Origin of the sequence: Thauera sp. 63 (assembly GCF_000310165.2) — a bacterium.
Classification (GTDB): Bacteria; Pseudomonadota; Gammaproteobacteria; order Burkholderiales; family Rhodocyclaceae; genus Thauera; species Thauera humireducens.
This window is the reverse complement of the sequence record NZ_AMXC01000008.1, coordinates 21,754-46,544: the sequence shown is the minus strand read 5'-3', so window position 1 is coordinate 46,544 and position 24,791 is coordinate 21,754. Positions and strand designations below refer to the sequence as shown.

22 protein-coding genes and 4 tRNA genes are annotated in these 24,791 nt (G+C 66.2%); 6 read left to right on the top strand and 20 right to left on the bottom strand.

Annotated elements, in window-relative coordinates; genetic code table 11:
• Window positions 1–165: 165 nt before the first annotated feature.
• The 11 genes from rplL to C664_RS09045 form a co-directional block, all read right to left on the bottom strand.
• Window positions 166–540, bottom strand: a complete 375-nt coding sequence (gene rplL, locus C664_RS09095; protein WP_004258155.1) for a 50S ribosomal protein L7/L12 — start codon at window positions 538–540, stop codon at window positions 166–168.
• 65 nt (window positions 541–605) lie between these two features.
• Window positions 606–1,106, bottom strand: a complete 501-nt coding sequence (rplJ, locus tag C664_RS09090; protein ID WP_004258152.1) for a 50S ribosomal protein L10 — start codon at window positions 1,104–1,106, stop codon at window positions 606–608.
• A gap of 266 nt (window positions 1,107–1,372) precedes the next feature.
• Window positions 1,373–2,071: a 50S ribosomal protein L1 gene (rplA, locus tag C664_RS09085; RefSeq protein ID WP_004258150.1), complete on the bottom strand. Its 699-nt coding sequence runs from the start codon at window positions 2,069–2,071 to the stop codon at window positions 1,373–1,375.
• 2 nt (window positions 2,072–2,073) lie between these two features.
• Window positions 2,074–2,505, bottom strand: a complete 432-nt coding sequence (gene rplK, locus C664_RS09080; protein WP_004258147.1) for a 50S ribosomal protein L11 — start codon at window positions 2,503–2,505, stop codon at window positions 2,074–2,076.
• Between the two features lie 131 nt (window positions 2,506–2,636).
• Entirely contained in the window at window positions 2,637–3,170 is a 534-nt protein-coding gene (gene nusG / locus C664_RS09075) for a transcription termination/antitermination protein NusG (RefSeq protein ID WP_004258143.1), read from the bottom strand.
• A gap of 1 nt (window position 3,171) precedes the next feature.
• Window positions 3,172–3,519 (bottom strand): preprotein translocase subunit SecE, encoded by a 348-nt coding sequence (gene secE, locus C664_RS09070; protein WP_004258141.1) that lies wholly within the window; start codon window positions 3,517–3,519, stop codon window positions 3,172–3,174.
• A gap of 24 nt (window positions 3,520–3,543) precedes the next feature.
• Window positions 3,544–3,619 (bottom strand) — tRNA-Trp (locus C664_RS09065).
• A 57-nt stretch (window positions 3,620–3,676) separates the two neighbouring features.
• On the bottom strand, window positions 3,677–4,867 hold the full coding sequence (gene tuf / locus C664_RS09060) for an elongation factor Tu (protein ID WP_004258139.1): 1,191 nt from the start codon (window positions 4,865–4,867) through the stop codon (window positions 3,677–3,679).
• 85 nt (window positions 4,868–4,952) lie between these two features.
• Window positions 4,953–5,027 (bottom strand) — tRNA-Thr (locus C664_RS09055).
• Window positions 5,028–5,044: 17 nt separating this feature from the next.
• Window positions 5,045–5,118, bottom strand: a tRNA-Gly gene (locus C664_RS09050).
• An 86-nt stretch (window positions 5,119–5,204) separates the two neighbouring features.
• Window positions 5,205–5,289: transfer RNA gene (locus tag C664_RS09045), tRNA-Tyr, on the bottom strand.
• A gap of 228 nt (window positions 5,290–5,517) precedes the next feature.
• Here C664_RS09045 and C664_RS09040 point away from each other — a divergent pair.
• The 3 genes from C664_RS09040 to C664_RS09030 all read left to right on the top strand — a co-directional run bounded on the left by C664_RS09040 (window position 5,518) and on the right by C664_RS09030 (window position 10,686).
• On the top strand, window positions 5,518–9,048 hold the full coding sequence (locus tag C664_RS09040; RefSeq protein ID WP_004258135.1) for an indolepyruvate ferredoxin oxidoreductase family protein: 3,531 nt from the start codon (window positions 5,518–5,520) through the stop codon (window positions 9,046–9,048).
• A gap of 65 nt (window positions 9,049–9,113) precedes the next feature.
• Window positions 9,114–9,866, top strand: coding sequence for a class I SAM-dependent methyltransferase (locus tag C664_RS09035; protein ID WP_004258132.1), 753 nt, complete (start codon window positions 9,114–9,116; stop codon window positions 9,864–9,866).
• Window positions 9,867–9,978: 112 nt separating this feature from the next.
• A complete protein-coding gene (locus tag C664_RS09030) occupies window positions 9,979–10,686 on the top strand; it encodes a hypothetical protein (RefSeq protein ID WP_004258129.1) in 708 nt (235 codons plus the stop codon).
• 15 nt (window positions 10,687–10,701) lie between these two features.
• Here the strand turns inward: C664_RS09030 and C664_RS09025 are convergent, their stop codons facing one another.
• On the bottom strand, window positions 10,702–11,331 hold the full coding sequence (locus C664_RS09025; RefSeq protein ID WP_038011402.1) for a response regulator transcription factor: 630 nt from the start codon (window positions 11,329–11,331) through the stop codon (window positions 10,702–10,704).
• Between the two features lie 239 nt (window positions 11,332–11,570).
• On the opposite strand from C664_RS09025, the gene C664_RS09020 reads away from it, so the two are divergent.
• The 3 genes from C664_RS09020 to C664_RS09010 all read left to right on the top strand — a co-directional run bounded on the left by C664_RS09020 (window position 11,571) and on the right by C664_RS09010 (window position 14,873).
• The gene (locus tag C664_RS09020) at window positions 11,571–12,458 is read left to right on the top strand and encodes an ABC transporter substrate-binding protein (protein WP_004258123.1); all 888 of its coding nucleotides are present in this window, start codon (window positions 11,571–11,573) and stop codon (window positions 12,456–12,458) included.
• Window positions 12,455–14,377, top strand: a complete 1,923-nt coding sequence (locus tag C664_RS09015; protein WP_004258120.1) for a hybrid sensor histidine kinase/response regulator — start codon at window positions 12,455–12,457, stop codon at window positions 14,375–14,377. The genes C664_RS09020 and C664_RS09015 overlap by 4 nt, the downstream gene beginning before the upstream one ends.
• A gap of 73 nt (window positions 14,378–14,450) precedes the next feature.
• Window positions 14,451–14,873, top strand: coding sequence for a PhaM family polyhydroxyalkanoate granule multifunctional regulatory protein (locus tag C664_RS09010; RefSeq protein WP_004258116.1), 423 nt, complete (start codon window positions 14,451–14,453; stop codon window positions 14,871–14,873).
• Between the two features lie 54 nt (window positions 14,874–14,927).
• Here C664_RS09010 and C664_RS09005 read toward each other — a convergent pair whose 3' ends face one another.
• From C664_RS09005 to C664_RS08970, 8 genes are all read right to left on the bottom strand, one after another.
• Complete coding sequence (locus tag C664_RS09005) at window positions 14,928–16,118, bottom strand: CaiB/BaiF CoA transferase family protein (protein WP_004258112.1); 1,191 nt, start codon at window positions 16,116–16,118, stop codon at window positions 14,928–14,930.
• A 54-nt stretch (window positions 16,119–16,172) separates the two neighbouring features.
• Window positions 16,173–17,408 carry a phenylacetate--CoA ligase family protein gene (locus tag C664_RS09000; protein ID WP_004258109.1) on the bottom strand — a complete coding sequence of 412 codons (1,236 nt, stop codon included), beginning with the start codon at window positions 17,406–17,408 and terminating at the stop codon, window positions 16,173–16,175.
• Between the two features lie 61 nt (window positions 17,409–17,469).
• Entirely contained in the window at window positions 17,470–18,285 is an 816-nt protein-coding gene (locus tag C664_RS08995; protein WP_004258106.1) for an ABC transporter ATP-binding protein, read from the bottom strand.
• Window positions 18,286–18,339: 54 nt separating this feature from the next.
• Window positions 18,340–19,671, bottom strand: coding sequence for an ABC transporter substrate-binding protein (locus tag C664_RS08990; protein WP_004258102.1), 1,332 nt, complete (start codon window positions 19,669–19,671; stop codon window positions 18,340–18,342).
• Window positions 19,672–19,720: 49 nt separating this feature from the next.
• On the bottom strand, window positions 19,721–20,797 hold the full coding sequence (locus C664_RS08985; protein ID WP_004258101.1) for a branched-chain amino acid ABC transporter permease: 1,077 nt from the start codon (window positions 20,795–20,797) through the stop codon (window positions 19,721–19,723).
• Window positions 20,798–20,812: 15 nt separating this feature from the next.
• Window positions 20,813–21,742 (bottom strand): branched-chain amino acid ABC transporter permease, encoded by a 930-nt coding sequence (locus C664_RS08980; protein ID WP_004258096.1) that lies wholly within the window; start codon window positions 21,740–21,742, stop codon window positions 20,813–20,815.
• Between the two features lie 12 nt (window positions 21,743–21,754).
• Complete coding sequence (locus C664_RS08975; protein ID WP_407084166.1) at window positions 21,755–22,576, bottom strand: ABC transporter ATP-binding protein; 822 nt, start codon at window positions 22,574–22,576, stop codon at window positions 21,755–21,757.
• An 11-nt stretch (window positions 22,577–22,587) separates the two neighbouring features.
• On the bottom strand, window positions 22,588–24,567 hold the full coding sequence (locus C664_RS08970) for an AMP-dependent synthetase/ligase (RefSeq protein ID WP_004258089.1): 1,980 nt from the start codon (window positions 24,565–24,567) through the stop codon (window positions 22,588–22,590).
• Window positions 24,568–24,791 lie beyond the last annotated feature (224 nt).

Genomic DNA, 24,791 nt, shown 5'->3' with positions numbered 1-24,791 from the left:
AGACAGAACACAGCGTCCGCATGACTTCAAGCCGCCGTGCGGCTCGCAAACGCTCTGCTCTGGCTTCGGACTCGGCTTGCCTGCCCAGATGGGTCGCAAGCTTTGATACAAAGCACGAAAGGGCTGGCACTCCTGAGAGTGCCAGCCCCGCTGGAAAGCCGAATATTACTTGATTTCGACCTTGGCGCCAGCGTCTTCCAGTTGCTTCTTCAGCGCGTCGGCGTCGGCCTTCGAAGCGCCTTCCTTCACGGTCTTCGGCGCGCCGTCGACCAGATCCTTCGCTTCCTTCAGACCCAGGCCGGTGGCAGCGCGGACGACCTTGATGACCTCGACCTTCTTGTCGCCGGCGGCGGTCAGCACGACGTCGAACTCGGTCTTCTCTTCGGCGGCCGGAGCGGCAGCGCCAGCGCCCGGAGCGGCCACGGCCATCGCGGCGGCGGACACACCGAACTTCTCTTCGAACGCCTTGACCAGGTCGTTCAGTTCCATAACGGTCATCGCGCCAACGGCTTCGAGGATGTCTTCTTTGGTGATTGCCATGTCAAAAACTCCAAAAATCTAGAATGTTCAGATTGCTTGTGCGAACTGGTCGAAGATCACCGCGCTCAGGCAGCGGCTTCTTCTTCGCGCTTCTTGGCGAGAGCGGCCATGGCGCAGGCGAAGCCCGACACCGGCGCCTGCATGACACCCAGCAGGGTGGACAGCAGCTCATCGCGGCTCGGGATCGAAGCGAGCGCCTGCACGCCGGCCTTGTCGAGCGTCTTGCCCGCGTAGGAACCGGCCTTGAGCGACAGCTTGTCGTTGCCCTTGGCGAAGTCGTTCAGCACCTTGGCAGCAGCGACCGGATCGGTCGAGATGCCATAGATCAGCGGACCGGTCAGTTGATCGGCCAGACCCTCGAACGGGGTACCGGCGATCGCACGACGGACCAGGGTGTTCTTCAGCACACGCAGATACACACCAGCGTCGCGAGCCTTTGCACGCAGCGCGGTGAGATCACCCACCTCGATACCGCGGTACTCGGCCACCGCGATCGACTGTGCGTTGGCCACTTGTGCCGACACCTCAGCCACTACGGCTTTCTTGTCATCAAGATTGAGACCCACAGGTCTTTCCTCCTATCAAGTCAACACGCGAATCGCAAACAGCGCGACTCGCACCCACGGCGACCTGGATCAGGAGCGGGGCTGGGTCACAGCCATAATCCTGTTCTGGGCACACCATCTGCGCAGGCCGTCCTGGGACGATTAGACGGTTGGTCAACGACCCCTCCCGCACCTGCGGTCTTTGACGATCCGTGCCGACGTCGAAACGGCGGCACGGCCCAAAGTTCTGTTGCCGCCTGCCTGAAAGACAGGCAGCGAGCACATCATCAAGCGGCGTTGACGCTGCTCGGCTCGACGCGGACGCCGGCACCCATGGTGCTCGACACCGCGATGCGGCGCAGGTAGACACCCTTGGCAGCAGCCGGCTTGGCCTTGACCAGCGCATCGACGAAAGCGGACAGGTTCTGCTGCAGCGCGTCGACGCCGAAGGAGGCGCGACCGATGGTGGCGTGCACGAGACCCGCCTTGTCGGTGCGGTACTGGACCTGGCCGGCCTTGGCGTTCTTCACGGCCGTGGCGACGTCCATGGTCACGGTGCCAACCTTGGGGTTGGGCATCAGGCCGCGCGGACCCAGGATCTGACCCAGCTGACCGACAACGCGCATGGCGTCCGGCGTTGCGATGCAGACGTCGAAGTTGAGGTTACCAGCCTTGACCTGCTCGGCGAGGTCGTCGAAACCGACGACCTCCGCACCGGCGGCACGCGCGGCTTCAGCCTTGTCGCCCTGGGCGAAAACGGCCACGCGAACGCTCTTGCCGGTACCGGCGGGCAGCACCACGGAACCGCGCACCACCTGGTCGGACTTACGTGCATCGACGCCGAGATTCACGGCGATGTCGATCGATTCGTCGAACTTGGCGGTGGCGCACTCCTTCACCAGCGCCAGCGCTTCGGCGACGGGGTAGGCCTGGTTGCGGTCAACCTTGGCGCGCAGCGCCTGAACTCGCTTCGACAGTTTCGCCATGATTACAGGCCCTCCACAGTGATGCCCATGCTGCGGGCGGAACCGGCGATCGTGCGCACGGCAGCGTCCATATCGGCAGCGGTCAGATCAGGCATCTTCGCCTTTGCGATTTCCTCGACCTGCGCACGGGTCAGCGAGCCCACCTTGTCGGTGTGCGGCTTGGCCGAACCCTTCTGCAGACCGGCGGCCTTCTTGATCAGCACGGTCGCCGGCGGCGTCTTCATGATGAAGGTGAAGGACTTGTCGGCGAAGGCGGTGATCACCACCGGAATCGGCAGACCCGGCTCCATGCCCTGAGTCTTGGCATTGAAGGCCTTGCAGAACTCCATGATGTTCAGGCCGCGCTGACCCAGCGCCGGACCGATCGGGGGGCTGGGGTTGGCCTTGCCGGCCGGCACCTGCAGCTTGATGTAGCCAATGATTTTCTTTGCCATTGCGGCTTGCTCCTATGATGAGTGCTAGCGCACCGGATTCCCCGGCGCTCCTCGCGATGCACGCCTGATGGCGCACACGGAGGTGCGCGTCAACAGGCTACGGCAGGCCCTCAGGCCTGCCGCTCTTGCACTCAGGTCTTTTCGACCTGGGTGAAATCCAGTTCCACCGGCGTTGCGCGACCAAAAATGGTCACCGAAACGCGCAGCTTGTTCTTCTCGTAGTTCGCATCTTCGACCGAGCCATGGAAGTCCGTAAACGGACCTTCCTTCACGCGCACGACCTCGCCGATCTCGAACAGCACCTTCGGACGCGGCTTGTCGACGCCTTCCTGCATCTGCTGCATGATCTTTTCGACCTCCTTCTCAGAGATCGGAGCCGGCTTGTTGGCCGTCCCGCCCACGAAGCCGGTGACCTTTGGCGTCGACTTCACGAGGTGCCAGGTCTCGTCGTTCATTTCCATCTCGACGAGGACGTAGCCCGGAAAGAACTTGCGCTCGGTAATGCTTTTCTGGCCGCCCTTCATCTCGACGACCTCTTCGACCGGAACCAGGATCTGGCCGAAGGAATCCTGCACGCCCGCACGATTCACGCGCTCGATGAGCGCGCGCTGCACCGACTTCTCGAAGCCGGAATAGGCATGCACCACGTACCAACGCTTCGTCATATCACTTCCAACCCAGAACGAGATCGTAAAGAACCCATTCCAGGCTCTTGTCGGTCAGCCACAGGAAAATCGCCATCAGGACGACAAACGCAAACACGAGACCCGTCGTCTGAACCGTTTCCTTGCGACTCGGCCAGACAACCTTCTTGGTCTCGGTGATTGCTTCGCGCGCGAACTCGACGAAACGGCGACCCGGTTCGGAGAACCACGCGACAGCCACGCCCGCCGCCACGCCCGCAAGGACGGACAGCACACGCAACACGAGCGGCTGCTCGGAAAGCAGATAGAAGCCGACAACACCGGCCGCCAGCAGAGCCAGAGCCAGCGCGAACTTCAACTTATCGGCCATTACGGAAAACCACCCGGAAAATTATGGCAGGGGCAGAGGGAATCGAACCCCCAACCTTCGGTTTTGGAGACCGACGCTCTGCCAATTGAGCTATACCCCTGCAGCAGAGACTACAAGGCGCACCCGCACGGATGCGCCCTGCATCGATCAGCGAGTCTTACTCGATGATCTTGGCGACGACGCCGGCGCCGACGGTACGGCCGCCTTCGCGGATCGCGAAGCGCAGACCTTCTTCCATGGCGATCGGGGCGATCAGCTTGACGGTGATCGACACGTTGTCGCCCGGCATGACCATCTCGGTGCCCTCGGGCAGCGCGATCGAACCGGTCACGTCCGTCGTACGGAAGTAGAACTGCGGACGGTAGTTGTTGAAGAACGGCGTGTGACGACCACCTTCTTCCTTCGACAGCACGTAGATCTCGCCGGTGAAGTGGGTGTGCGGGGTGATCGAACCCGGCTTGCACAGCACCTGACCGCGCTCGACATCTTCACGCTTGGTGCCGCGCAGCAGCACGCCGACGTTGTCACCGGCCTGACCCTGATCCAGCAGCTTGCGGAACATTTCCACGCCGGTGCAGGTGGTCTTGACCGTGGGCTTGATGCCGACGATTTCGATTTCCTCGCCAACCTTGACGATGCCACGCTCGACACGACCGGTCACCACGGTACCGCGGCCCGAGATCGAGAACACGTCTTCGATCGGCAGCAGGAACGGCTTGTCGATCGCGCGCTCCGGGGTCGGGATGTAGCTGTCCAGCGCTTCGGCCAGGCGCATGATCGCCGGCTCGCCGATGTCGGACTGGTCGCCTTCGAGCGCCTTCAGCGCCGAACCCTTGACGATGGGAATGTCGTCGCCCGGGAAGTCGTACTTCGACAGCAGCTCGCGCACTTCCATCTCGACCAGCTCGAGCAGCTCTTCGTCGTCGACCATGTCGCACTTGTTCAGGAACACGACGATGTACGGCACACCGACCTGACGCGCCAGCAGGATGTGCTCGCGGGTCTGCGGCATCGGGCCGTCAGCGGCCGAGCACACCAGGATCGCACCGTCCATCTGGGCCGCGCCGGTGATCATGTTCTTGACGTAGTCCGCGTGACCCGGACAGTCAACGTGCGCGTAGTGGCGCGTCGCGGTCTCGTACTCGACGTGCGAGGTGTTGATGGTGATGCCGCGCGCCTTCTCTTCCGGCGCGCTGTCGATTGCATCGTAGCCCTTCGCTTCGCCACCGAACTTCTTCGACAGGATCGTGGTGATCGCCGCGGTCAGCGTGGTCTTGCCGTGGTCAACGTGACCGATGGTACCGACGTTGACGTGCGGCTTCGTCCGCTCAAACTTACCCTTAGCCATATCGCTATCCTTAAAATCAGAACCAGAAAAACCAGTGCGGCGCCCAATCGTGTTGGCCACCGCGCCAGGCCAGGCAGAAAATGAGTGGTGCCCTTGACGTGGATTGAACACGTGGCCTCTCCCTTACCAAGGGAGTGCTCTACCACTGAGCTACAAGGGCGCCGAAAACAGCACATCTGGAGCGGGTGAAGGGAATCGAACCCTCGTCGTAAGCTTGGAAGGCTTCTGCTCTACCATTGAGCTACACCCGCGCCTGCCACTGCAAAACAAACCGCAGTCGATTCACTACAACCGCCACGCCAACCGCGCCATGTGCGCACCTGACGTTAAGTATTACTGGTGGAGGGAGAAGGATTCGAACCTTCGAAGGCTGAGCCGTCAGATTTACAGTCTGATCCCGTTGACCGCTTGGGTATCCCTCCACGCGGGAAGCCCCGCACTATAGGGGACACCCCTTGCCCTGTCAAATACTTTTTGCGTCGCAGGTCAAAAAAGTCCGAGCTTGCGTCCTCGTGGGGCTCCATTCAGGGTTTGCCGCCATTGAGCCCCCCCGGTCTCCGCCCTAGTCTGGACGTGACTTAAGCGCGCCAGAGTGCGGCAGCGCGACCGGCCCGACCTCAGGAAGACTGACTCTGAAAGGAGACGGCATCATGGGCGACCCCGGATTTCCGGCTGCATCCGGCAGCGTCAGCCTCGACGACAAGTACACGCTCGAGTCCGGGCGCGTCTACATGACGGGCTACCAGGCACTCGTCCGGCTCCTGCTGATCCAGAAGGCTCGTGACGAGGACGCAGGCCTGGATACGGCGGGCTTCGTATCCGGATACCGCGGCTCGCCGCTGGGAGGGCTGGACCAGACCCTGTGGAAGGCACGTGCGCACCTCGAGCGACACCACATCGTCTTCCAGCCCGGCGTAAACGAGGACCTCGCGGCGACGGCCGTGTGGGGCACGCAGCAGCTGCAGTTGTCGCCGGGTGCGCGCCACGCCGGCGTGTTCGCGATGTGGTACGGCAAGGGCCCCGGCGTGGATCGCTGCGGCGACGTGTTCCGCCATGCCAATGCGGCGGGCAGCGCGCGATTCGGCGGCGTGCTGGTCGTGGCTGGCGACGACCATGCTGCCAAGTCGTCCACGCTGCCCCACCAGACCGACCACTTCTTCAAGTCGATGATGATGCCGGTACTGGCGCCGGCGGGGGTGCAGGAGTACATCGACTTCGGTGTGCATGGCTACGCGCTGTCACGCTACTCGGGATGCTGGGTGGCGTTCAAGGCACTGGCGGATACGGTCGAGACGTCCGCCTCCGTCGAGATCGACCCGCACCGGGTGCAGGTGTCGATGCCGACCGATTTCGCGTTGCCGCCGGGCGGCCTCAACCTGCGCTGGCCCGACCCGCCGCTGGTGCAGGAGAAACGCCTGCTGCACTACAAGCTCTACGCTGCGCTGGCCTACGCGCGCGCCAACGGGCTCAACTGCATCATCATCGACTCACCCCACCCCAGGCTGGGCATCATCACCAGCGGCAAGAGCTACCTCGACGTGCGCCAGGCGCTCGACGACCTCGGCATCGACGACGCGCTGGCCGGCGAGATCGGCCTGAGGCTGTACAAGGTCGGCATGGTGTGGCCGCTCGAAGCCGACGGCGTGCGCAGTTTCGCAGAAGGGCTGGACGAGATCCTGGTGGTCGAGGAAAAGCGCCAGCTGCTCGAGTACCAGCTGAAGGAAGAACTCTACAACTGGCGCGAAGACGTGCGCCCGCGCGTGGTCGGCAAGTTCGACGAGAAGGGTGAATGGGCCCACGTGCTGCGGCCGGACGGGACGATCGACCATGGCGACTGGCTGCTGCCGGCCGCCGGCGAGCTGACCCCGGCGATGATCGCCCGCGCCATCGCCAACCGGATCGGTCGTTTCTTCACCTCCGAGCGCATCGAGGCCCGCCTCGCCTTCCTGCAGGCCAAGGAAGCGGCGCTGGCACGCCGCGCCTTCCAGGCGGACCGCGTGCCGACCTTCTGCTCTGGCTGCCCGCACAACACCTCCACCCACGTGCCCGAATGCAGCCGCGCGCTGGCCGGCATCGGCTGCCACTACATGGTCACCTGGATGCCGGAACGTCGTGCCGGCACCTTCACCCACATGGGCGGCGAGGGCGTACCCTGGGTCGGGCTCGCCCCCTTCACCGACGAGAAGCACATCTTCGCCAACCTCGGCGACGGCACCTATTTCCACTCCGGGCTGATGGCGATCCGCCAGGCGGTGGCCGCCCGAGTCAACATCACCTACAAGATCCTCTACAACGACGCGGTGGCGATGACCGGCGGCCAGCCGCACGACGGCCCACTCGACGTGCCGACCATCGTGCGCCAGTTGCAGGCCGAGGGCGTGCATAACATCGTTGTCGTGACCGATGGCACCGAGCGCGCCTACGGACCGTCCGACCTGCCCCACATTCCGATCCGCCACCGCGACGAGCTCGACACCATCCAGCGCGAGCTGCGCGAGTCGGGAGGGGTCACCGCACTGATCTACGACCAGACCTGCGCTGCCGAGAAACGCCGGCGCCGCAAGCGCGGCACCTACCCCGACCCGGCACGCCGCGTCTTCATCAACGAGGCGGTATGCGAGGGGTGCGGCGACTGCGGCGAGCAGTCGAACTGCATGTCCATCCTGCCGGTCGAGACCGCCCTCGGGCGCAAGCGCCGCATCGACCAGTCCTCCTGCAACAAGGACTACTCCTGCCTCAAGGGCTTCTGCCCGAGCTTCGTCACCATCGAAGGCGGCCGTCTGCGCAGGGGCCAGGCGCTGCAAACCGCGACGACCGAGTTCGACGCGCTGCCACCCCCGCGGCTGCCGTCAACCGCACGCCCCTTCGGCATCCTCGTGACCGGGGTCGGCGGCACCGGCGTCATTACGATCGGCGCGCTGATCGGCATGGCGGCCCACCTCGACGGCAAGGGCGTGACCGTGCTCGACATGACCGGACTGGCGCAGAAAGGGGGCTCGGTCTACAGCCACGTCCGCATCGCCGATCATCCGGACGCACTGCACGCCGTCCGCATCGCCGCCGGCGAAGCGGACGCGGTGATCGGCGGGGACCTCATCGTCAGTGCCAGCACTGAGGCCCTGGCCAAGATGGCGCCCCGCCGCACCCGGGCCGTGATCAACGTCGCCGAGATCCCGACTTCGGAATTCGCCCACAACCCGGGCTGGAAGTTTCCTCAGGCCGAGATGATCGCAACGCTGCGCGAAGCCATGGCGGACGGCACGGACTTCATCGACGCTCAGCGCCTGGCCACCGCGTTGCTCGGCGACGGCATCGCGACCAACCTCTTCCTGCTCGGCTTCGCCTGGCAGCGGGGCATGGTGCCGGTTTCAGAGGGCTCGCTGATGAAGGCCATCGCCCTCAATGGCGTCGCCATCGACCTGAACCGCAGCGCCTTCGTGTGGGGACGGCGGGCAGCCCATGACCTCGCTGCCGTCGAACGCCATGCGGCGCCCCAGGTGTCCACCGAACCCCTCCCGGCGGACCTTGATGCGCTGGTCGCGCACCGCATGGCACTGCTCACCGCGTATCAGGACGCCGCCTACGCCGAACGCTTCCGCGGGCTGGTCCACCGCGTGCGCGACATCGAGGCGCAGCGGGTCGGCGCGGGCAGCACACGCCTTGCCGAGGCGGTCGCCCGCAGCTACGCGAAGCTGCTGGCATACAAGGACGAGTACGAGGTCGCGCGGCTCTACACCGAACCGGCTTTCCAGCAGGCGCTGGCGGCCACCTTCGACGGCGATTACACCATCCGCTTCCACCTCGCTGCGCCCTTGCTGGCGAAACCCGATCCGAATACCGGCCTGATTGCCAAGCACAGCTTCGGCCCGGGCATGCTGAAGGTCTTCCGCGTGCTGGCGAAGCTGAAACGGCTGCGCGGCACGCGCTGGGACCTTTTCGGCCACACGGCCGAGCGCCGCGCCGAACGCGCCCTGATCGAGCAGTTCGAAACCGACGTCGACGAGCTGCTGTGCACGCTGAACTTTGCACGCCTGCCGCTGGCCGTGCAGATCGCCTCGCTGCCCGAGCACATCGGCGGCTTCGGCCACGTCAAGGCGCGGGCGATGGCACGTGCCGCAGAGCGTCGCGCCGAGCTGCTCGCCGAATGGCGAGCCCTCCCCCAGCGGCAGACGAGCGCCTGAACGCGGGTGCAGGGAGCTGCGTCGGGACGCTATGATCACGTCCTCCCACCTTCACCTGCGCCCGCATGCCCCCCGCCGCCAAAGCCCTCCTGGCCCAGCTCGCTGGCGCCGCTGGCGCCCTCGTCCTCGCCCGCAACGGATGGCTGACCGGACTCTGGCCGCTGGTTGGGGCTCAGGCGGGGCTCGCCGCCGCCGTGGCGTTCGGCATGGGCAGCGCGCGCTGGTGGCTGCCGATCCATCTCGGCTTCCTGCCACTCGCAGTCGTCGCCCTGCAGCTGGGCATCGCCCCGGCGTGGTACCTCGCGGCCTTCGTGCTGTTGCTGCTGGTCTACTGGACCAGTTTCCGCACCCAGGTGCCGCTCTACCTCAGCAACCGCCCGACCGCCGCGGCGGTGGCCGGGCTGCTGCCGGCCAGGCCCCTGCGTCTGCTCGACATCGGGGCCGGTACCGGCTCGCTGCTCCGTCCGCTGGCGCTCGCGCGCCCCGAAAGCCGCTTCAGCGGCGTCGAGCTCGCCCCCGCACCGTGGCTGATCGGGCGCGTGCTGTGCGCACCGCTCTCCAACATAGACTGGCGACGCGCCGACCTTTTCGCACCCGCGTGGGCAGACTACGATGCAGTGTATGCCTTCCTCTCCCCGGTGCCGATGCCGGCCGTGTGGGCCAAGGCCGTTGCCGAAATGCAGCCGGGCAGCCTGCTGATCAGCAACAGCTTTGCCATTCCGGACGTGCAACCCGAGCGCATTGCGGAAGTGGGGGACCGACGCGGCACGCGCCTCTACGTCTATCGCATCCCGAGCCCGACGGGCGGGGGCCGATAGATCGAAATGGCGCCACGAAGCATCGCTTTTCCGGCGCTTGCCGCACGTGCCGGCTCGCGATAATCCTGATCGTGCGGCCACTGGCGGTCGCAAGCAAAGGACGAAGGGATCCATGGCTGAGATCATCTGCGTGATCGGCAACAAGGGCGGCACCGGCAAGACCACGCTGTCGCACATGCTGTGCCAGGGGCTGGGGCTGCTGGGGCAACGCGCCGCCTGCGTGCTCACCGACACCTCGCGCGAACCGCTGTTGCCCGGAGGGCGGCGCTACGTGACCGCCGACGCGCGCACCCGCGACGCCCTGACCAAGGTCGTCGACAAGCTGCGCAGCCTCGACGACTGGATCGGCGTCATCGACGGCGGCGGCAACCGCACCGAGATGGACCGCAAGCTCTATGCGCTGTCCGACATCGTGCTGCTGCCCTTCCGCGAGTCGCACGAGGACATCCGCACGGTGGTCCGCGACCTCGAGATGTTCCCGCGGGCCTATGCCGTGCCGACGCAATGGCCGACCAACGCCTGGCAGCGCGATGCGGCCGACCGCAACGTCGCGCAGTTGATGAGCGCCTATCGCCACCGCATCCTGCGGCCGGTCAACGCCCTGTCGTCGACCAAGCTGCTGTTGCAGAAGCAGGTGCCGGAGCAGATGCCCACCCCGCTGGCCAATGCCTGCCGGGCCATTGCGCGCCAGGTCCTGCAGGTGCTGGAGATCGACTTCTCGGAAACCACGGTGGACGAGGACCTGATCGACGAGGTCGAGCCGCTGCCGGCGGCGGAGATGCCGTTGCGACTGGCCAACGCCGCGCGCCGCTCGCACTGAGGACAGCGGGCGCCCTCAGAGGCGCGTGCCGCTGCGCGACATGACGACGAGCGCCTGGGCGCGATTGGATACGCCCAGGGCGCGGAAGATCGCGGTGACGTGAACCTTGACCGTGCCCTCGGACAGGCCGAGCAGGTCCGCAATTTCGCGGTTGGTCTTGCCGCTGGCGAGCAGATCGAGCACGCGGGACTGCGCCGTCGTGAGGCCAAAGCGCTCGCTCGGGGGTACGCGGCGGCCACCGGGCGCCGACGCGGAACGAGTCGCCGGGGTATGCACGCCGCCGGCGAGCACCACGCGCACGGCCTCGAGCAGCACGTCGCCCGGGTTCGACTTCGACACGTAGCCCGAGGCGCCCGCCTTGATCGCTCGCCGCACCGACGCTTCGTCGTCGATGGCCGAGACAACGATCGCCGGGACATCCGGAAAGCGCTTGGCCAGCACCCCGAGCAGCGAGAAACCATTCATGTCCGGCAGCATCAGGTCGATGATCGCTAGATCGATGTCCGCATCGGTTTCAAGCCGGACAAGCGCCTCGTCGGCGCCACTGGCCTCGATGCACACCAGCCCGGCCTGCAGGCGCGCGAGGCTCTGTGCCATGGCTTCCCGCACCAGGGCGTGATCTTCGACGATGAGAATCCTGCTCAAGAATGACTCCAGGCGCGGCAGAGCGTAGGCATGCGGATGCGTGAAGCATAGCACGCCCCCCATACCCTCCCTCTACCGGCAAGCCGCGAAAGCACGCACAATCGCGCTACCGCGCCACCCGATCGAGATATCCCGGTTTGTTCCCGTTTCGCCTTCCGGCCCATGCCACTCCACAGGAACACGACCGGGCAACCCCATGCTCAAGGAGGCGGGGCGAAACCTTCGGCCGCTGGCTGCTCGTGCTGCTGATCGTGCTCGGGCCGCTGGCGCCCGCGCTGGCCGCCCAACGCATCCTGATCGTCACGAGCACCGAAACGCCGGCGCAGACCGAGGCCGTCAGCACCTTGCAAGCCGAGCTGGAGGAGCGCGGGCGCGCACTCGAGACCCGCCCCTGGGATCAGACCTCGGCCGAACAGACGCGCGCCGTCGACATCGTCGTCACGGTCGGCACGCCGGCAGCGCGCGCCGTCGCGAATCACGCCAGCCCGGCACCGGTGCTGCACATCCTGCTGTCGGCCCACAACTACGCTTCCCTGCCCGCCCGCGCCAGCGGGCGCCAGTCGGCAATCGTGCTCGACCAGCCTCCTGCGCGCCTCGTCGCACTGGTACAGCTCGCCTTGCCGACGCTGCAGCGTGTTGCCCTGATTGGCGGGCCGCAGAGCGAGGATCTCGTCTCCCAGCTTGCGCAGGCTGCGGCGCACGCGCGCCTCGGCGTCGCGCAGGCTTCCATCGTCCGGGAAAACGAACTGTTCGGAGCGCTGCAGGCCGTGCTGGCCGAACCCGCGGTGCTGGTTGCCACGCCCGATCCGGCGGTCTTCAACCGCTTCACCGTGCAGAACATCCTGCTCACCGCCTTCCGCCATCGCTCGCCGGTACTCGGTTTCTCGGCAGCCTACGCCAAGGCGGGTGCCCTGTTGAGCCTGTTTTCGACCCCCGCCCAGATCGGCAGCGATGCCGCACGGGTGGTCGAGTCCGTGCTGCGCGGCGGCACCCTGCCTGCGGTCTCGGGGCCGCACAGCTTCGAGGTGCAGACCAACCCCACGGTGGCACGCTCGCTGGGCATCGAACTGCCAGCGGCCGAGACGCTGACCGCTCGGCTGCGCAGCCTGGAGGAGGCGGAGCCATGATGCGCAACTGGGGCATCCGTGCCCGGGTGATGTTCGTCACCATCGTGCCGATGCTGGTGCTGGCCGCGCTGATGACGGCCATCTTCACCAGCCTGCGCCTGTCCGACCTGGATGACGCGCTCGGCGCACGCGGCCAGGCCTTTGCCCGTCAGATCGCCGCCGCGAGTGAATACAACGTCTTCGCCGGCAACCGCGACGCCTTGCGTCTGCTGGCCCTCGCGGCAACGGGCGAGGAGGATGTGCTCGCGGTACGGATCCTGGACGCCGACGGCCAGACGCTTGCGGCGGTCGGCGCACTGGCCGCCGACCGCCTGCCCGCGGCGATGCCGACCTCCCTGCCGCCGCTCACGGTCGCGGAAGGTGCACGCCTGCGTGTCGTCGAGCCGATCCGGGCGAGCCCGATCGACATCGACGACGGCTTCACCCTCGATGCATCGCCGACACCGCGCCGCGATGCCATCGCGCAGGGCAGCATCGTCCTCGAGCTGTCCCTCGAACGCATCCACCAGCATCGCCGGCACCTGCTGCTGGCCGGCGTCGGCGCCATGCTCGCGGTGCTCGTGGGCAGCGTGATGCTGGCAGCGCGCATGAGCCGCGGCGTCAGCGGCCCGATCCGCGAGGTGGCGGACGCCGTGCTGCGCATCGGTCACGGCGCGCTTCACGAGCGCCTGACCGTGCGGGGCGGCGGCAGCCTGCGCCGGCTTGCGGTCGGCGTCAATGACATGGCCGCACGCCTCGAGCATGCCCACGAGGACATGCGGCGCCAGGTGAGCGACGCCACGGCCGAACTGCGCGCCCGCACGCTCGAGGCAGAGCAGGCGAACGTCGCCAAGTCGCGCTTTCTGGCCGCGGCCAGTCACGATCTGCGCCAGCCGATGCATGCGCTCGGTCTGTTCATCTCCGAACTTGCACAGCAGTCGCTCGATGCCCGCAGCCGTCAGATCGTGGACCGCATCGCAGCCTCGGCCAACGCCATGGATCAGTTGCTCGACGGTCTGCTCGACATCTCGCGGCTCGATGCCGGCGTGATGACACCCGTCGTGCGCGCCTTCGACCCGCAGCCCGTGCTCGAACGCATCGTCGCGGAGCGGACGTCTGCCGCGCGCAGCCGGGGTCTGCGGTTGCGCCTGCGTCCAGGTCGTGGCTGGGTGCGCAGCGACCCGATACTGTTCGAGCGCATCGTCGGCAACCTCGTCGGCAACGCGATACGCCACACGCAGGACGGCAACATCCTCGTCGCATGCCGCCGCCGCGGTGACCGGCTGCGCATCGAGGTGCGCGACAACGGTCCGGGGATTGCAACGGAATCACAGGAAATCATCTTCCACGAGTTCGTCCAGCTCGGAAATCCCGAGCGCGCACGCGACAAGGGGCTGGGACTGGGCCTGGCGATCGTGCGCCGCCTCGTCGACCTGCTGGCCCACCGTCTCGAGCTGCGCTCCGCCCCCGGTCGGGGCTCGACCTTCGCGGTCGAGTTGCCCCTGACCGCCCCCGAGGTCGAGGGCCGTCCAGCGGAGGACGCGCGTGCGCTGGGCAGCCTCGACGGGCTGCGCGTCGCGATCGTCGAGGACGACCCGCTGGTCCGCGACGCGATGGCGGGGCTGCTGTCCTCGTGGGATTGCGAGCTGACCATCGCCGGCAGCGCCGAGACCCTGCTCGCGCAACACGCGGCGTCGCCTCAGGGCTTCGACGTCGTGATCACCGACCTCCGCCTGTCCGGTCCCATGGATGGCATCGATCTCGTCGCGGAACTGCGCGCCACGGGCGACGGCACGGGTCCGCAGGCGATCCTCATCAGCGGCGACACCGCGCCCGAGGTGCTCGCCCGCGCCCGCGCGGTCGGCCTGCCGCTGCTCTACAAACCGGTACGCCCGGCCAAGTTGCGCGCCCTGCTCCAGCGCATGCTCGGCGCCAGCTGACACGCTCCGCCACAGCGTTGCATGGCTTCGGTTACTATTGGTCCATTCTCAAGACACAGCCGGGAGAACGCCGATGTCGCAAGATCAGAACGCTCAGGACCCGCTCGAATTCGTCCGCGGCATGTGGAACAGCATGGGCTTCTCCCTGCCGGGCATGGTGACGCCGACGCTCGATGTCGACGAGCTCGACAAGCGCATCGCCGACATGAAGGCGGTCGAGGGCTGGCTCAAGATGAACCTGAACATGCTGCAGATGAGCATCCAGGGCCTGGAGATGCAGCGCGCGGCGATCGCTGCCGTCAAGGCAATGAGCCAGCAGGCCAAGGCCGGCGACGACCAGGCCGACGCCGGCGCCAACCCGTTTGCCGCCGCCGCCGCGATGTGGCCGTGGAACTTCATGAATGGCGAACAGGGCACCGCGGCCGACGCACCACCGTCTGCGTCCGAACCCAAGACGACGCGCAGCACGCGCCGCAAACCCTCCGACGGCAAATAGGCGTCCGCCTTCAATCCGGCACACGGCCCATCCCGCGGATGGGCCATTGTGTTTTCAGATGGCGCCGGCCCCGCGCAGGCGTTCGATATCGGCCGGCGAAAAGCCCGCCTCTGCCAGCACCGTATCGCTGTCCGCGCCGGCGACGGCCGGTGCGGGCCGGGCCGGCACCGCCGGCATCCCGGACAGTCGCACCGGCGGGCCGAACTGCCTGACCCCGCCCACCTCCATGACCATCCCGCGCGCGCGCAACTGCGGGTTGTCGAGGCTCTCCTCCATCGTCAGCACCGGGGTCACGCAGCAATCGACGGCATCGAACACGCCAACCCACTCCGCCTGCGTGCGTGCGCCGAAGATGGCGACCACCTCCGCCCGCGCCGCCGCACCCGCCGCGCCGGTGACCAGGTGCGCCGGCTTCAGGTCGGGACGGCCCAGCGTGTCACACACCAGATGCCAGAACTTTTCCTCCAGCGCGCCGACCGCCATGTAGCGCCCGTCCGCCGTGCGATACACGCCGTAGCACGGCACCTCGCCGGTCAGCAGGTCCTCGCCGCGCGGCCGCACGCGGCCATTGGCCAGCACCTCGGTCAGCGGGAAGATCGCATGCGCCATCACGCCATCGGTCATCGAGACGTCGACGAGACGCCCCTTGCCGCTCGCGCGCGCATCGACCAGGGCCACGAGCACCCCGAACAACGCGCTCATCGTGCCACCGAGGAGGTCGCCCAGTTGCAGGTTGGAGATCGCCGGCGCGCCGCCCGCGGTGCCGATCTGGTCGAGCACGCCAGCGTAGCCGATGTAGTTGATGTCGTGCCCGGCGCGCAGCGCATACGGCCCGGTCTGCCCGTAGCCGGAGATGCTGCAGAACACCAGTCGCGGGTTGATGCGCGCCAGCGCCTCGTAGCCGAGGCCCAGCTTGTCCATCACCCCGGGGCGAAAACCCTCGATCACGATGTCCGCGGTTTCCACCAGCTTCTCGAACGCGGCCTTGCCGTCCGGGTGCTTGAGATCGAGCCGCAGGCTGCGCTTGTTGCGGTTCACCACCTGGTACAGATAGCTGGTGTCGCCCCCCATCGCGCCGAGCGTTCGCGCGTAGTCGCCCGCGCCGGTGTCCTCGATCTTGACGACATCCGCGCCGTAATCGGCGAGATGCTGGGTGGCGAGCGGACCAGGCAGCAGGCGGGTCAGGTCGAGCACGCGCACACCCGCCAGCGGCAGGCGTGCTGAAGCATTCAGGGTATCGGTCATGAGCGTGAAAGCGGCGCCCCGCAGGCGCCGCGCAGAATGAAGACGAAACCGAGCTTACGCGTAGGTGCGCACGTCGTCGATGACCTTGCCATCGTTGGCCAGCGCACCGTTCGGCAGGAAGGCGACCTCGCCACGCAGCTTGGTCACCTCGCGGATGCTGGCCGCGACCGCCGTTGCCAGGGCTTCGCTGCCGCCGCCAGCCACTTCGCACATCAGGGTCATGCGGTCGTTGAGATCGGGGTTGTCCACCACCAGTCGCGCCCGCACGATCTCGGGGTGACGGCGCACCACCTGTGCGATCTGGCCTGGATGCACGAACATGCCCTTGACCTTCGTCGTCTGGTCGGCGCGCCCCATCCAGCCCTTGATGCGCAGGTTGGTGCGACCGCAGGGCGAGCTGCCGGGGAGCAGCGCCGACAGGTCACCGGTGCCGAAGCGCACCAGCGGATAGTCGGGATTGAAGGTGGTGACGACGACCTCGCCCACCTCGCCCGGCGCCACGGGATCGCCGGTGCCCGGACGAACGATCTCGAGCACGATGTCCTCGTCCACCACCAGCCCTTCGCGGGCCTCGGTCTCGTAGGCGATGAGGCCGATATCGGCGGTTGCATAGGCCTGGTAGGCCGAGATGCCACGTGCGGCGAAAGCGTCGCGCAGGCTGGGCGGAAAGGCCTCGCCCGACACGAAGGCCTTGGTGAAGGACAGCTTCACGCCCAGTTCATCCGCCTTGTCCAGCAGGATGCGCAGGAAGGACGGCGTGCCGACGTAGGCATTGGGCTGCAGGTCGGCGATGGCGGCCAGCTGCTGCTCGGTCTGGCCGACCCCGGCCGGGAAGACCGTGCAGCCCAGCGCATGGGCCGCGGTTTCCATCATCGAACCGGCCGGCGTGAAGTGATAGGAGAAGGCGTTGTGCACCAGATCGCCGGCGCGGAAACCTGCGGCGAACAGCGCCCGCGCCAGGCGGTAGTAGTCGGGACGCGCCCCTTCGGGTTCGTACAGCGGCCCGGGCGACGCAAACACGCGACGGCAGGCACTGCCCCAGCCGACGGCGGCAAAGCCGCCGAACGGGCGCGCCGCCTTCTGCATCTCCAGCAGTTCCGACTTTCGTGTCACCGGCAAGGTGGCGAGCGCCGACCGGCTCGTCACCGAGTCGGGTTCGACGTCCGCCAGCAGGCGGCCGAAAGCCGGCGCACCGGCACGGGCGTGGGCGATCTGCGCCGGCAGTCGCTCCATCAGCTCGCGCTCGCGCGCTTCGGGGGGGCGGGTTTCCCGCGTGTCGTAGAAGTTCATGTCGGCATCCCTGCTCGATGCAATGTGGTGTTCCGTCTTACCTGCCGCCCTTTCGGCCGGTTCAGCTCAGCCAGCGCTTGCGCCGGCGGTAGTGCTTGATCTCGCGGAAGCTCTTGCGCCCTTCGCCCGACAGGCCGAGGTAGAACTCCTTCACGTCCTCGTTGTTCGACAGCTCGCTGGCGGCGCCTTCCATCACGATGCGGCCGTTCTCCATGATGTAGCCGAAGTCGGCATAGCGCAGCGCGACCATGGTGTTCTGTTCAGCGAGCAGGAAGCTCACCTTCTCCTTGGCGTTCAGATCCTTGACGATCTCGAACACCTCCTCGACGATCAGCGGCGCGAGGCCCATCGAGGGTTCGTCCAGCAGCACCAGACGAGGCTTGGCCATCAACGCACGGCCAATCGCGCACATCTGCTGTTCACCGCCGGACGTGTAGGCCGCCTGGCTGTTGCGACGCGTCTTCAGGCGCGGGAAGTAGTTGTAGACCTTCTCCAGCGTTTCCTCGACGGCCGCCTTGCCGTCGGTGCGGGTGTAGGCGCCGGTGCGCAGGTTCTCCTCGATCGTCAGGTGGCCGAAGCAGTGGCGGCCTTCCATGACCTGCACCACGCCGCGCTTGACGAGGTCCGCCGGCGTCATCGCCTCGACGCGCTCGCCCTTGTACTCGACCGAGCCCTTCGTCACCTCGCCGCGCTCACCCTTCAGCAGGTTGCTGACCGCGCGCAGCGTGGTCGTCTTGCCGGCGCCGTTGCCGCCGAGCAGGGCCACGATGCTGCCCTCCTGCACCGACAGGGACACGCCCTTCAGGACGAGGATCACGTGGTTGTAGATGACCTCGATGTTGTTGACGCTGAGGAATGCTGAGTTCGGAGCGTTCATCTCGAATTCCAGGCAATGGCCCCCGCACCCTGCGGCACGGGGGCATGTTTCAACTTACTGCGCGCACTGCTCGGCGGTACGGCGCTGGATGTTCTTCTCGGCCGCGTACTTGGACGCAGCCTCGAGCACCATCGGGCGCAGCACCTTGTCGTCGGCCTGGTACCAGTCGGACGTGAAGCCCCACTTCGAGCCGTCCCAGGTGTGGACGCGAACCCACGACGAGCCCATGTGGTCCGTGCAGGTCGTCTGGACCGGGCGCATCACGCCGGCAAAGCCCATCCCGTCAAGCTTGGCCTGATCGAGGTTGAGGTTCTCCAGACCCCAGCGCACCTGCTCGCCGGTCATGACCTTGCCCTTGCCGTAGCGCTCCTGCGCCTGGCGCACGCCCTCGACACCCAGCATGGCGGAGATCAGGCCGCGCATGTAAAGCACGGAACCGACTTCTTCCTTCGGACCCGTACCCTGGCCCTTGTCATGCAGCGCGGCGAGGATGTCCTTGACGACCTTGCTGTTCGGCTCGGCGCCATGCTGCAGCGCGAGCGCGCTGTAGCCCTTGGCACCGGCGCCGACGTCCTTGACGTCCGGTTCGGCACCGGCCCACCAGATGCCCAGCATCTTCTCGCGCGGGTAGCCGGTGGCCTGGGCTTCCTTGATGGCGGTGGAGTTCATCACGCCCCAGCCCCACAGCAGCACATGGTCGGGACGGTCGCGGCGGATCTGCAGCCAGGTGGCCTTCTGCTCAACGCCCGGGTGGGCGACGGGCAGCAGCTGCAGGTCGAAGCCGTGCAGCTTGGCGCGCTCCTGCAGCACCGGGATCGGCTCCTTGCCGAACGGGCTGTCGTGGTAGACTAGGGCGATCTTCTTGCCCTTGAGCTTGTCCAGCCCGCCTTCCTGCTGGCCGATGTGCTGGATGGCAACGTCGGCGCCCACCCAGTACGAGCCCAGCAGCGGGAAGTTCCAGGCGAACACCGAACCGTCCTGCGATTCGCTGCGGCCGTAGCCGGCAGTGATCAGCGGAATCTTGTCGACCGCGGCCTTGTCGGTCAGTGCGAAGGTGACGCCCGTCGACAGACTCTGGAACAGGGTGGCGTTCTTGCCCTTCAGGCGCTCGTAGCATTCCACGCCACGGTCAGTGGCATAGCCGAACTCGCATTCCTCGAACGACAGCTTCACGCCGTTGATGCCGCCCTGCGAATTGATGAACTTCAGGTAATCGACATAGCCGTTCGCCCAGGGGTTGCCGTTGGCGGCATAGGCGCCGGTGCGATACACCAGCACGGGGAAGAACTGTTCCTGCGCCTGGGCGTTGGCGGCAGGCGAGAACACGGCGGACGACAGCCCCACCGAGGCAATGGCAGCCGCAAGGGCCAGGGAACGGAATTTCATGAGTCTCCTCCTTGTAATAAGCATCATGGGCACTGCGAACGGCACTGCATCAATGCGGGAAAGGCCACAGACGCAGTTTCTGCTTGGCGATCGACCACAGTCGGGCGAGGCCATGCGGCTCGACGATCAGGAAGAAAATGATCAGCGAACCAAAGATGATGAACTCGGCATGCGAGATGCTGGCAGTCGACACCGTCACACCCACCAGGCTGCCGAGGAAAGGCAGGAACTGGTTCAGGAAGATCGGCAGGACCACGATGAAGGCGGCGCCGAAGAAGCTGCCCATGATCGAACCCATGCCACCGATGATGACCATGAACAGCAGCTGGAAGGAGCGATCGACCGAGAACGCCGCCGGCTCCCACGAACCCAGGTGCACGAAGCCCCACAGCGCACCCGCCACACCGACGACAAAGGAGCTGACCGCGAAGGCCGACAGCTTGGCGTACATCGGGCGGATGCCAATCACCTCGGCGGCCACGTCCATGTCGCGGATCGCCATCCACTGGCGGCCGATGGTCGCGCGGGTCAGGTTCTTGGCCAGCAGCGCGAACACCACGACGAAGGCCAGGCAGAACAGGTACTTCTCGGCCGGCGAGTCGATGATCCAGCCGAAGGCGTCGAGCTTGGCGACCGACACCGAACCCGAGCTGGAGTTGTTGGTGAACCAGCCGATGCGCAGGAAGGCCCAGTCGCACAGGAACTGCGCGGCCAGCGTCGCCACCGCAAGGTAGAGGCCGCGCACCCGCAGGCTGGGAATGCCGAACAGGATGCCGAAGCCCGCCGCCGCCACACCGCCGAGCAGCATTGCGAGGATGAGCGGCATGCCGTCGATGCGCACCATGAAGTTGTATGCGGCATACGCCCCGATCGCCATGAAGGCGCCCGCGCCCAGCGTGATCTGGCCGCAGTAGCCCACCAGCAGGTTCACCCCCAGCGCCGCCAGCGACAGCACAAGGAAGGGAATCAGCACGGCGCGGAACAGGTACTCGTCCGCGAGGAGCGGCACGCCGATGGCGGCGAAGGCGATCAGGCCGAGGACGAACCACTTGTCCTGGGCAATGGTGAAGATCTGTTGGTCGGCCAGGTAGCTCGTCTTGAACTGGCCATTCTCACGATAAATCACAGTGTGTTCTCCAGGTCAGACGCGGTTGATGATCTTCTCGCCGAACAGGCCCTGCGGCCGGAACAGCAGCACGATGAGCGCCATCACGTAGGCGAACCAGATCTCGATGCCGCCACCCACCATCGGTCCGAGATAGACCTCGGACAGCTTCTCGCCGACACCGATGATCAGGCCGCCGACGATCGCGCCCGGCACCGAGGTCAGGCCGCCGAGGATCACCACCGGCAGGGCGCGCAGCGCAACGGTGACGAGCGAGAACTGCACGCCCATCTTGGAGCCCCAGATGATGCCGGCCACCAGCGCCACCAGACCTGCCACGCACCACACGATCACCCAGGTCTTGTTCAGCGGGATGCCCACCGACTGCGCGGCCTGGTGGTCGTCCGCCACCGCGCGCAGCGCACGGCCGATCGCGGTCTTCTGGAAGAAGATGGTGAGACCGCCCACCAGCACCGCCGCCAGCGCCGCGGCGATGAAGTCTTCCTTGTTGATCATGACGCCGCCTTCGATCAGGCCTTCGAACATGATCACCGGGTCCTTCGGCATGCCGACGTTGATCGAGTAGATCTCGCTGCCGAAGAAGGTCTGGCCGAGGCCCTCGAGCACGTAGGCGATGCCCAGCGTGACCATCAGCAGCGTCGCGCCTTCCTGGTTCACCAGCTTGCGCAGCACGAAGCGCTCCACGCCCCACGCCACGATGAACATCACCACGCCGGCACCGATGATGCCGATCACGTTGGCCAGGAACAGGCTGTCACCGCCCAGCGCGGCGTTGGCCCATTCGGAGAAGCGCGCCATCGCGAGCGCCGCCACCAGCACCATCGCGCCCTGGGCGAAATTGAACACGCCGGAGGCCTTGAAGATGAGTACGAAGCCCAGGGCGACCAGCGAGTACAGCATGCCGGTCATCAGCCCGCCCAACATCGTTTCGATAAAGAATCCCATGTCCCGCTCCGCTCAGTGACCGCTGCCCAGATAGGCGTTGATGACGTCCTGGTTGTTCCGGACTTCGTCCGGCGTCCCGTCGCCGATCTTCTTGCCGTAGTCGAGCACCACGACGCGGTCGGAGATGTCCATCACGACGCCCATGTCGTGTTCGATCAGCACGATGGTGGTGCCGAACTGGTCGCTGATGTCGAGGATGAAGCGGCACATGTCCTGCTTTTCCTCGACGTTCATGCCGGCCATCGGCTCGTCGAGCAGCAGGATCTGCGGCTCCATCGCCAGCGCGCGACCGAGGTCGACGCGCTTCTGCAGGCCGTAGGGCAGCGCGCCCACCGGCGTCTTACGGATGTGCTGGATCTCGAGGAAGTCGATGATCTCCTCGACCTTCTCGCGGTGCGCAATCTCCTCGTTGCGTGCCGCGCCGATCCACAGGGCCTGCTGGAAGATGTTGGTCTTCATCTTCAGGGTGCGGCCGGTCATGATGTTGTCCAGCACGCTCATGCCCTTGAACAGCGCGATGTTCTGGAAGGTGCGCGCGATGCCCTGCTGCGCCGCCATGTGCGGCTCCATCTTCTTGCGCTCCTCGCCACGGAACATGATCTTGCCTTCCTGCGGGTGATACACGCCGTTGATCACGTTCAGCATCGAGCTCTTGCCGGCACCGTTGGGGCCGATGATGGCGCGGACCTCATGCTCGCGGATGTTGAAGCTGATGTCGGTCAGCGCTTTCACGCCGCCGAAACGCAGCGAGATGTTCTGCAGGTCCAGGATCACGTCGCCGAAGCGGCGGCCCGGCTGGGCAACGGCTGCGGGGTTCATGTCGGTCATGTTCATTCCTCGTTTCCTCAGGCCGCGCGCTGGCCGGCCTGCGGCGCAAAGGTCTTCACTTCCTCGATGCGCAGGTCGGCGGAGACCTTGCCGGTACGGCCGTCCTCGTACTTGACCTGGGTCTCGATGAACTGGCTCTTCCTGCCCTCGAACATTGCGTCGACCAGCACGCCGTACTTCTCGGCGATGAAGTTGCGGCGCACCTTGCGCGTGCGGGTCAGCTCGCCGTCGTCGGCATCGAGTTCCTTGTGCAGCACCAGGAAGCGCTTGATCTGCGCGCCGCTCATCTTCGGATCGGTCGCGAGGTCGGCATTGACCTTCTCGACGCAGTCACGGATGAGCTCATACACCGCCGACTGCTGGGCAAGGTCGGCATAGCCGGAGTAGGCCATGCCCTTCTTCTCCGCCCAGTTGCCCACCGCCTCGAGGTCGATGTTGATGAAGGCGGTGACGAAGTCCATACCGTTGCCGAAGGTCACCGCTTCCTTGATGTGCTGGAAGAACTTGAGCTTGTTCTCGATGTAGTTGGGCGCGAACATCGAGCCGTTCGACATCTTGCCGACGTCCTTGGCGCGGTCGATGATCTTCAGGTGGCCGTCCTCGTCGAAGTAGCCCGCGTCGCCGGTCATGAAGTAGCCCTCGGCGTTGATCGACTCGGCGGTGGCGTCCGGGCGCTTGTAGTAGGCCTTCAGCAGCATCGGCCCCTTCACCAGGATCTCGCCGTTGTCGGCCAGCTTGACCTCGACGAAGGGCGCGGGCTTGCCCACCGAATCCAGCTTGATCTGGCCATCGGGCTGCAGGCACACGTAGGCGCAGGTTTCGGTCTGGCCGTAGAGCTGCTTGAGGTTGATGCCGATCGAGCGGTAGAAGCGGAACAGGTCCGGCCCGATCGCCGCGCCGGCGGTGTAGGCCACGCGGATGCGGCTCATGCCGAGCACGTTCTTGAGCGGGCCATATACCAGCAGGTTGCCCAGCCAGTACTGGAAACGGTCGCCCCCCGACACCGGCTTGCCGTCGAGGATGTCGGCGCCGCAGCGGCGGGCGACGTCCATGAAATGATGGAAGATCTTGCGCTTGAGGCTGCCGGCGTCCTCCATGCGGATCATGACCTGGGTCAGCAGGTTCTCGAACACGCGCGGCGGGGCGAAGTAGTAGGTGGGGCCGATCTCGCGCAGGTCGGTCATCACCGTCTCGCCGGATTCCGGGCAGTTGATGGTGAAACCGGCCACGGTCGCCTGGGCGAAGGAGAACAGGTGGTCGCCCACCCAGGCCATCGGCAGGTACGAGAGGATGTCCTCCTGGTCGGTGAGCCTGTCGAACTGCATGCCGCCGCGCGCCGCCGAGATGAAGGCCTCGTGCGTCTGGCACACGCCCTTGGGCTTGCCGGTGGTACCCGAGGTGTACAGCATCACCGAGATGTCGTCGGGCGAACCCTTGGCGATCTCGCCGTCGAGAAAGTCCGGCTGGTTGCGGTCGTGGATGCGCCCCATCTCCTGCAACTCGTCCAGCCCCATCAGCAGGGTCTGGGTGTAGTGGCGCATGCCGCGGGCGTCGTCGTAGATGACGTGCTCGAGCAACGGCGCTTCGCCGGCGATCTCGAGCATCTTGTCCACCTGCTCCTGGTCCTCGACGATGGCGAACTTGATCTCGGCGTCCTGCAGCACATAGACCATTTCCTGCGCCACGGCGTCCTGGTACATCATCACCGGAATGCCGCCGAGGCACTGGCAGGCCGCCACCGACCAGTACAACCGCGGCCGGTTGTCGCCGACGATGGCAATGCGGTCGCCGCGCTTGAAGCCCAGTTGCGCCAGCCCGCAGGCGATCGCCCGCACGTTCTCGGCCACCTGCGCCCAGCTATAGGTCTGCCAGATGCCGTATTTCTTTTCGCGCATGGCGGGCCGTTGCGGCCGCACCTGCGCATGGTGCATCAGGTAACGCGGAAAGGTATCCAGCCCCCCTTCCTGCCCTGCATTCCGCACTTGCTTGTCGGACATGCCCCTTTCTCCTCCGGTGTCGTGCTGCCTGTCTCCTCACCCGTCCCCCTCGGCTTGTTCTGCGGGGCCGGACGCGACACGGCGTGCTGCCCGTGTCGATTCAGGCTGCAGTCTCGCAAGGCATGTTTGCGCAACTGTTTGTGGAATGTACTGAATTGTTGCAATTGCCGGGCCGACCCGGCGCAGCGCCGGGCGAAGGCGTCCGGCGCTCGAATCGCGCTAGA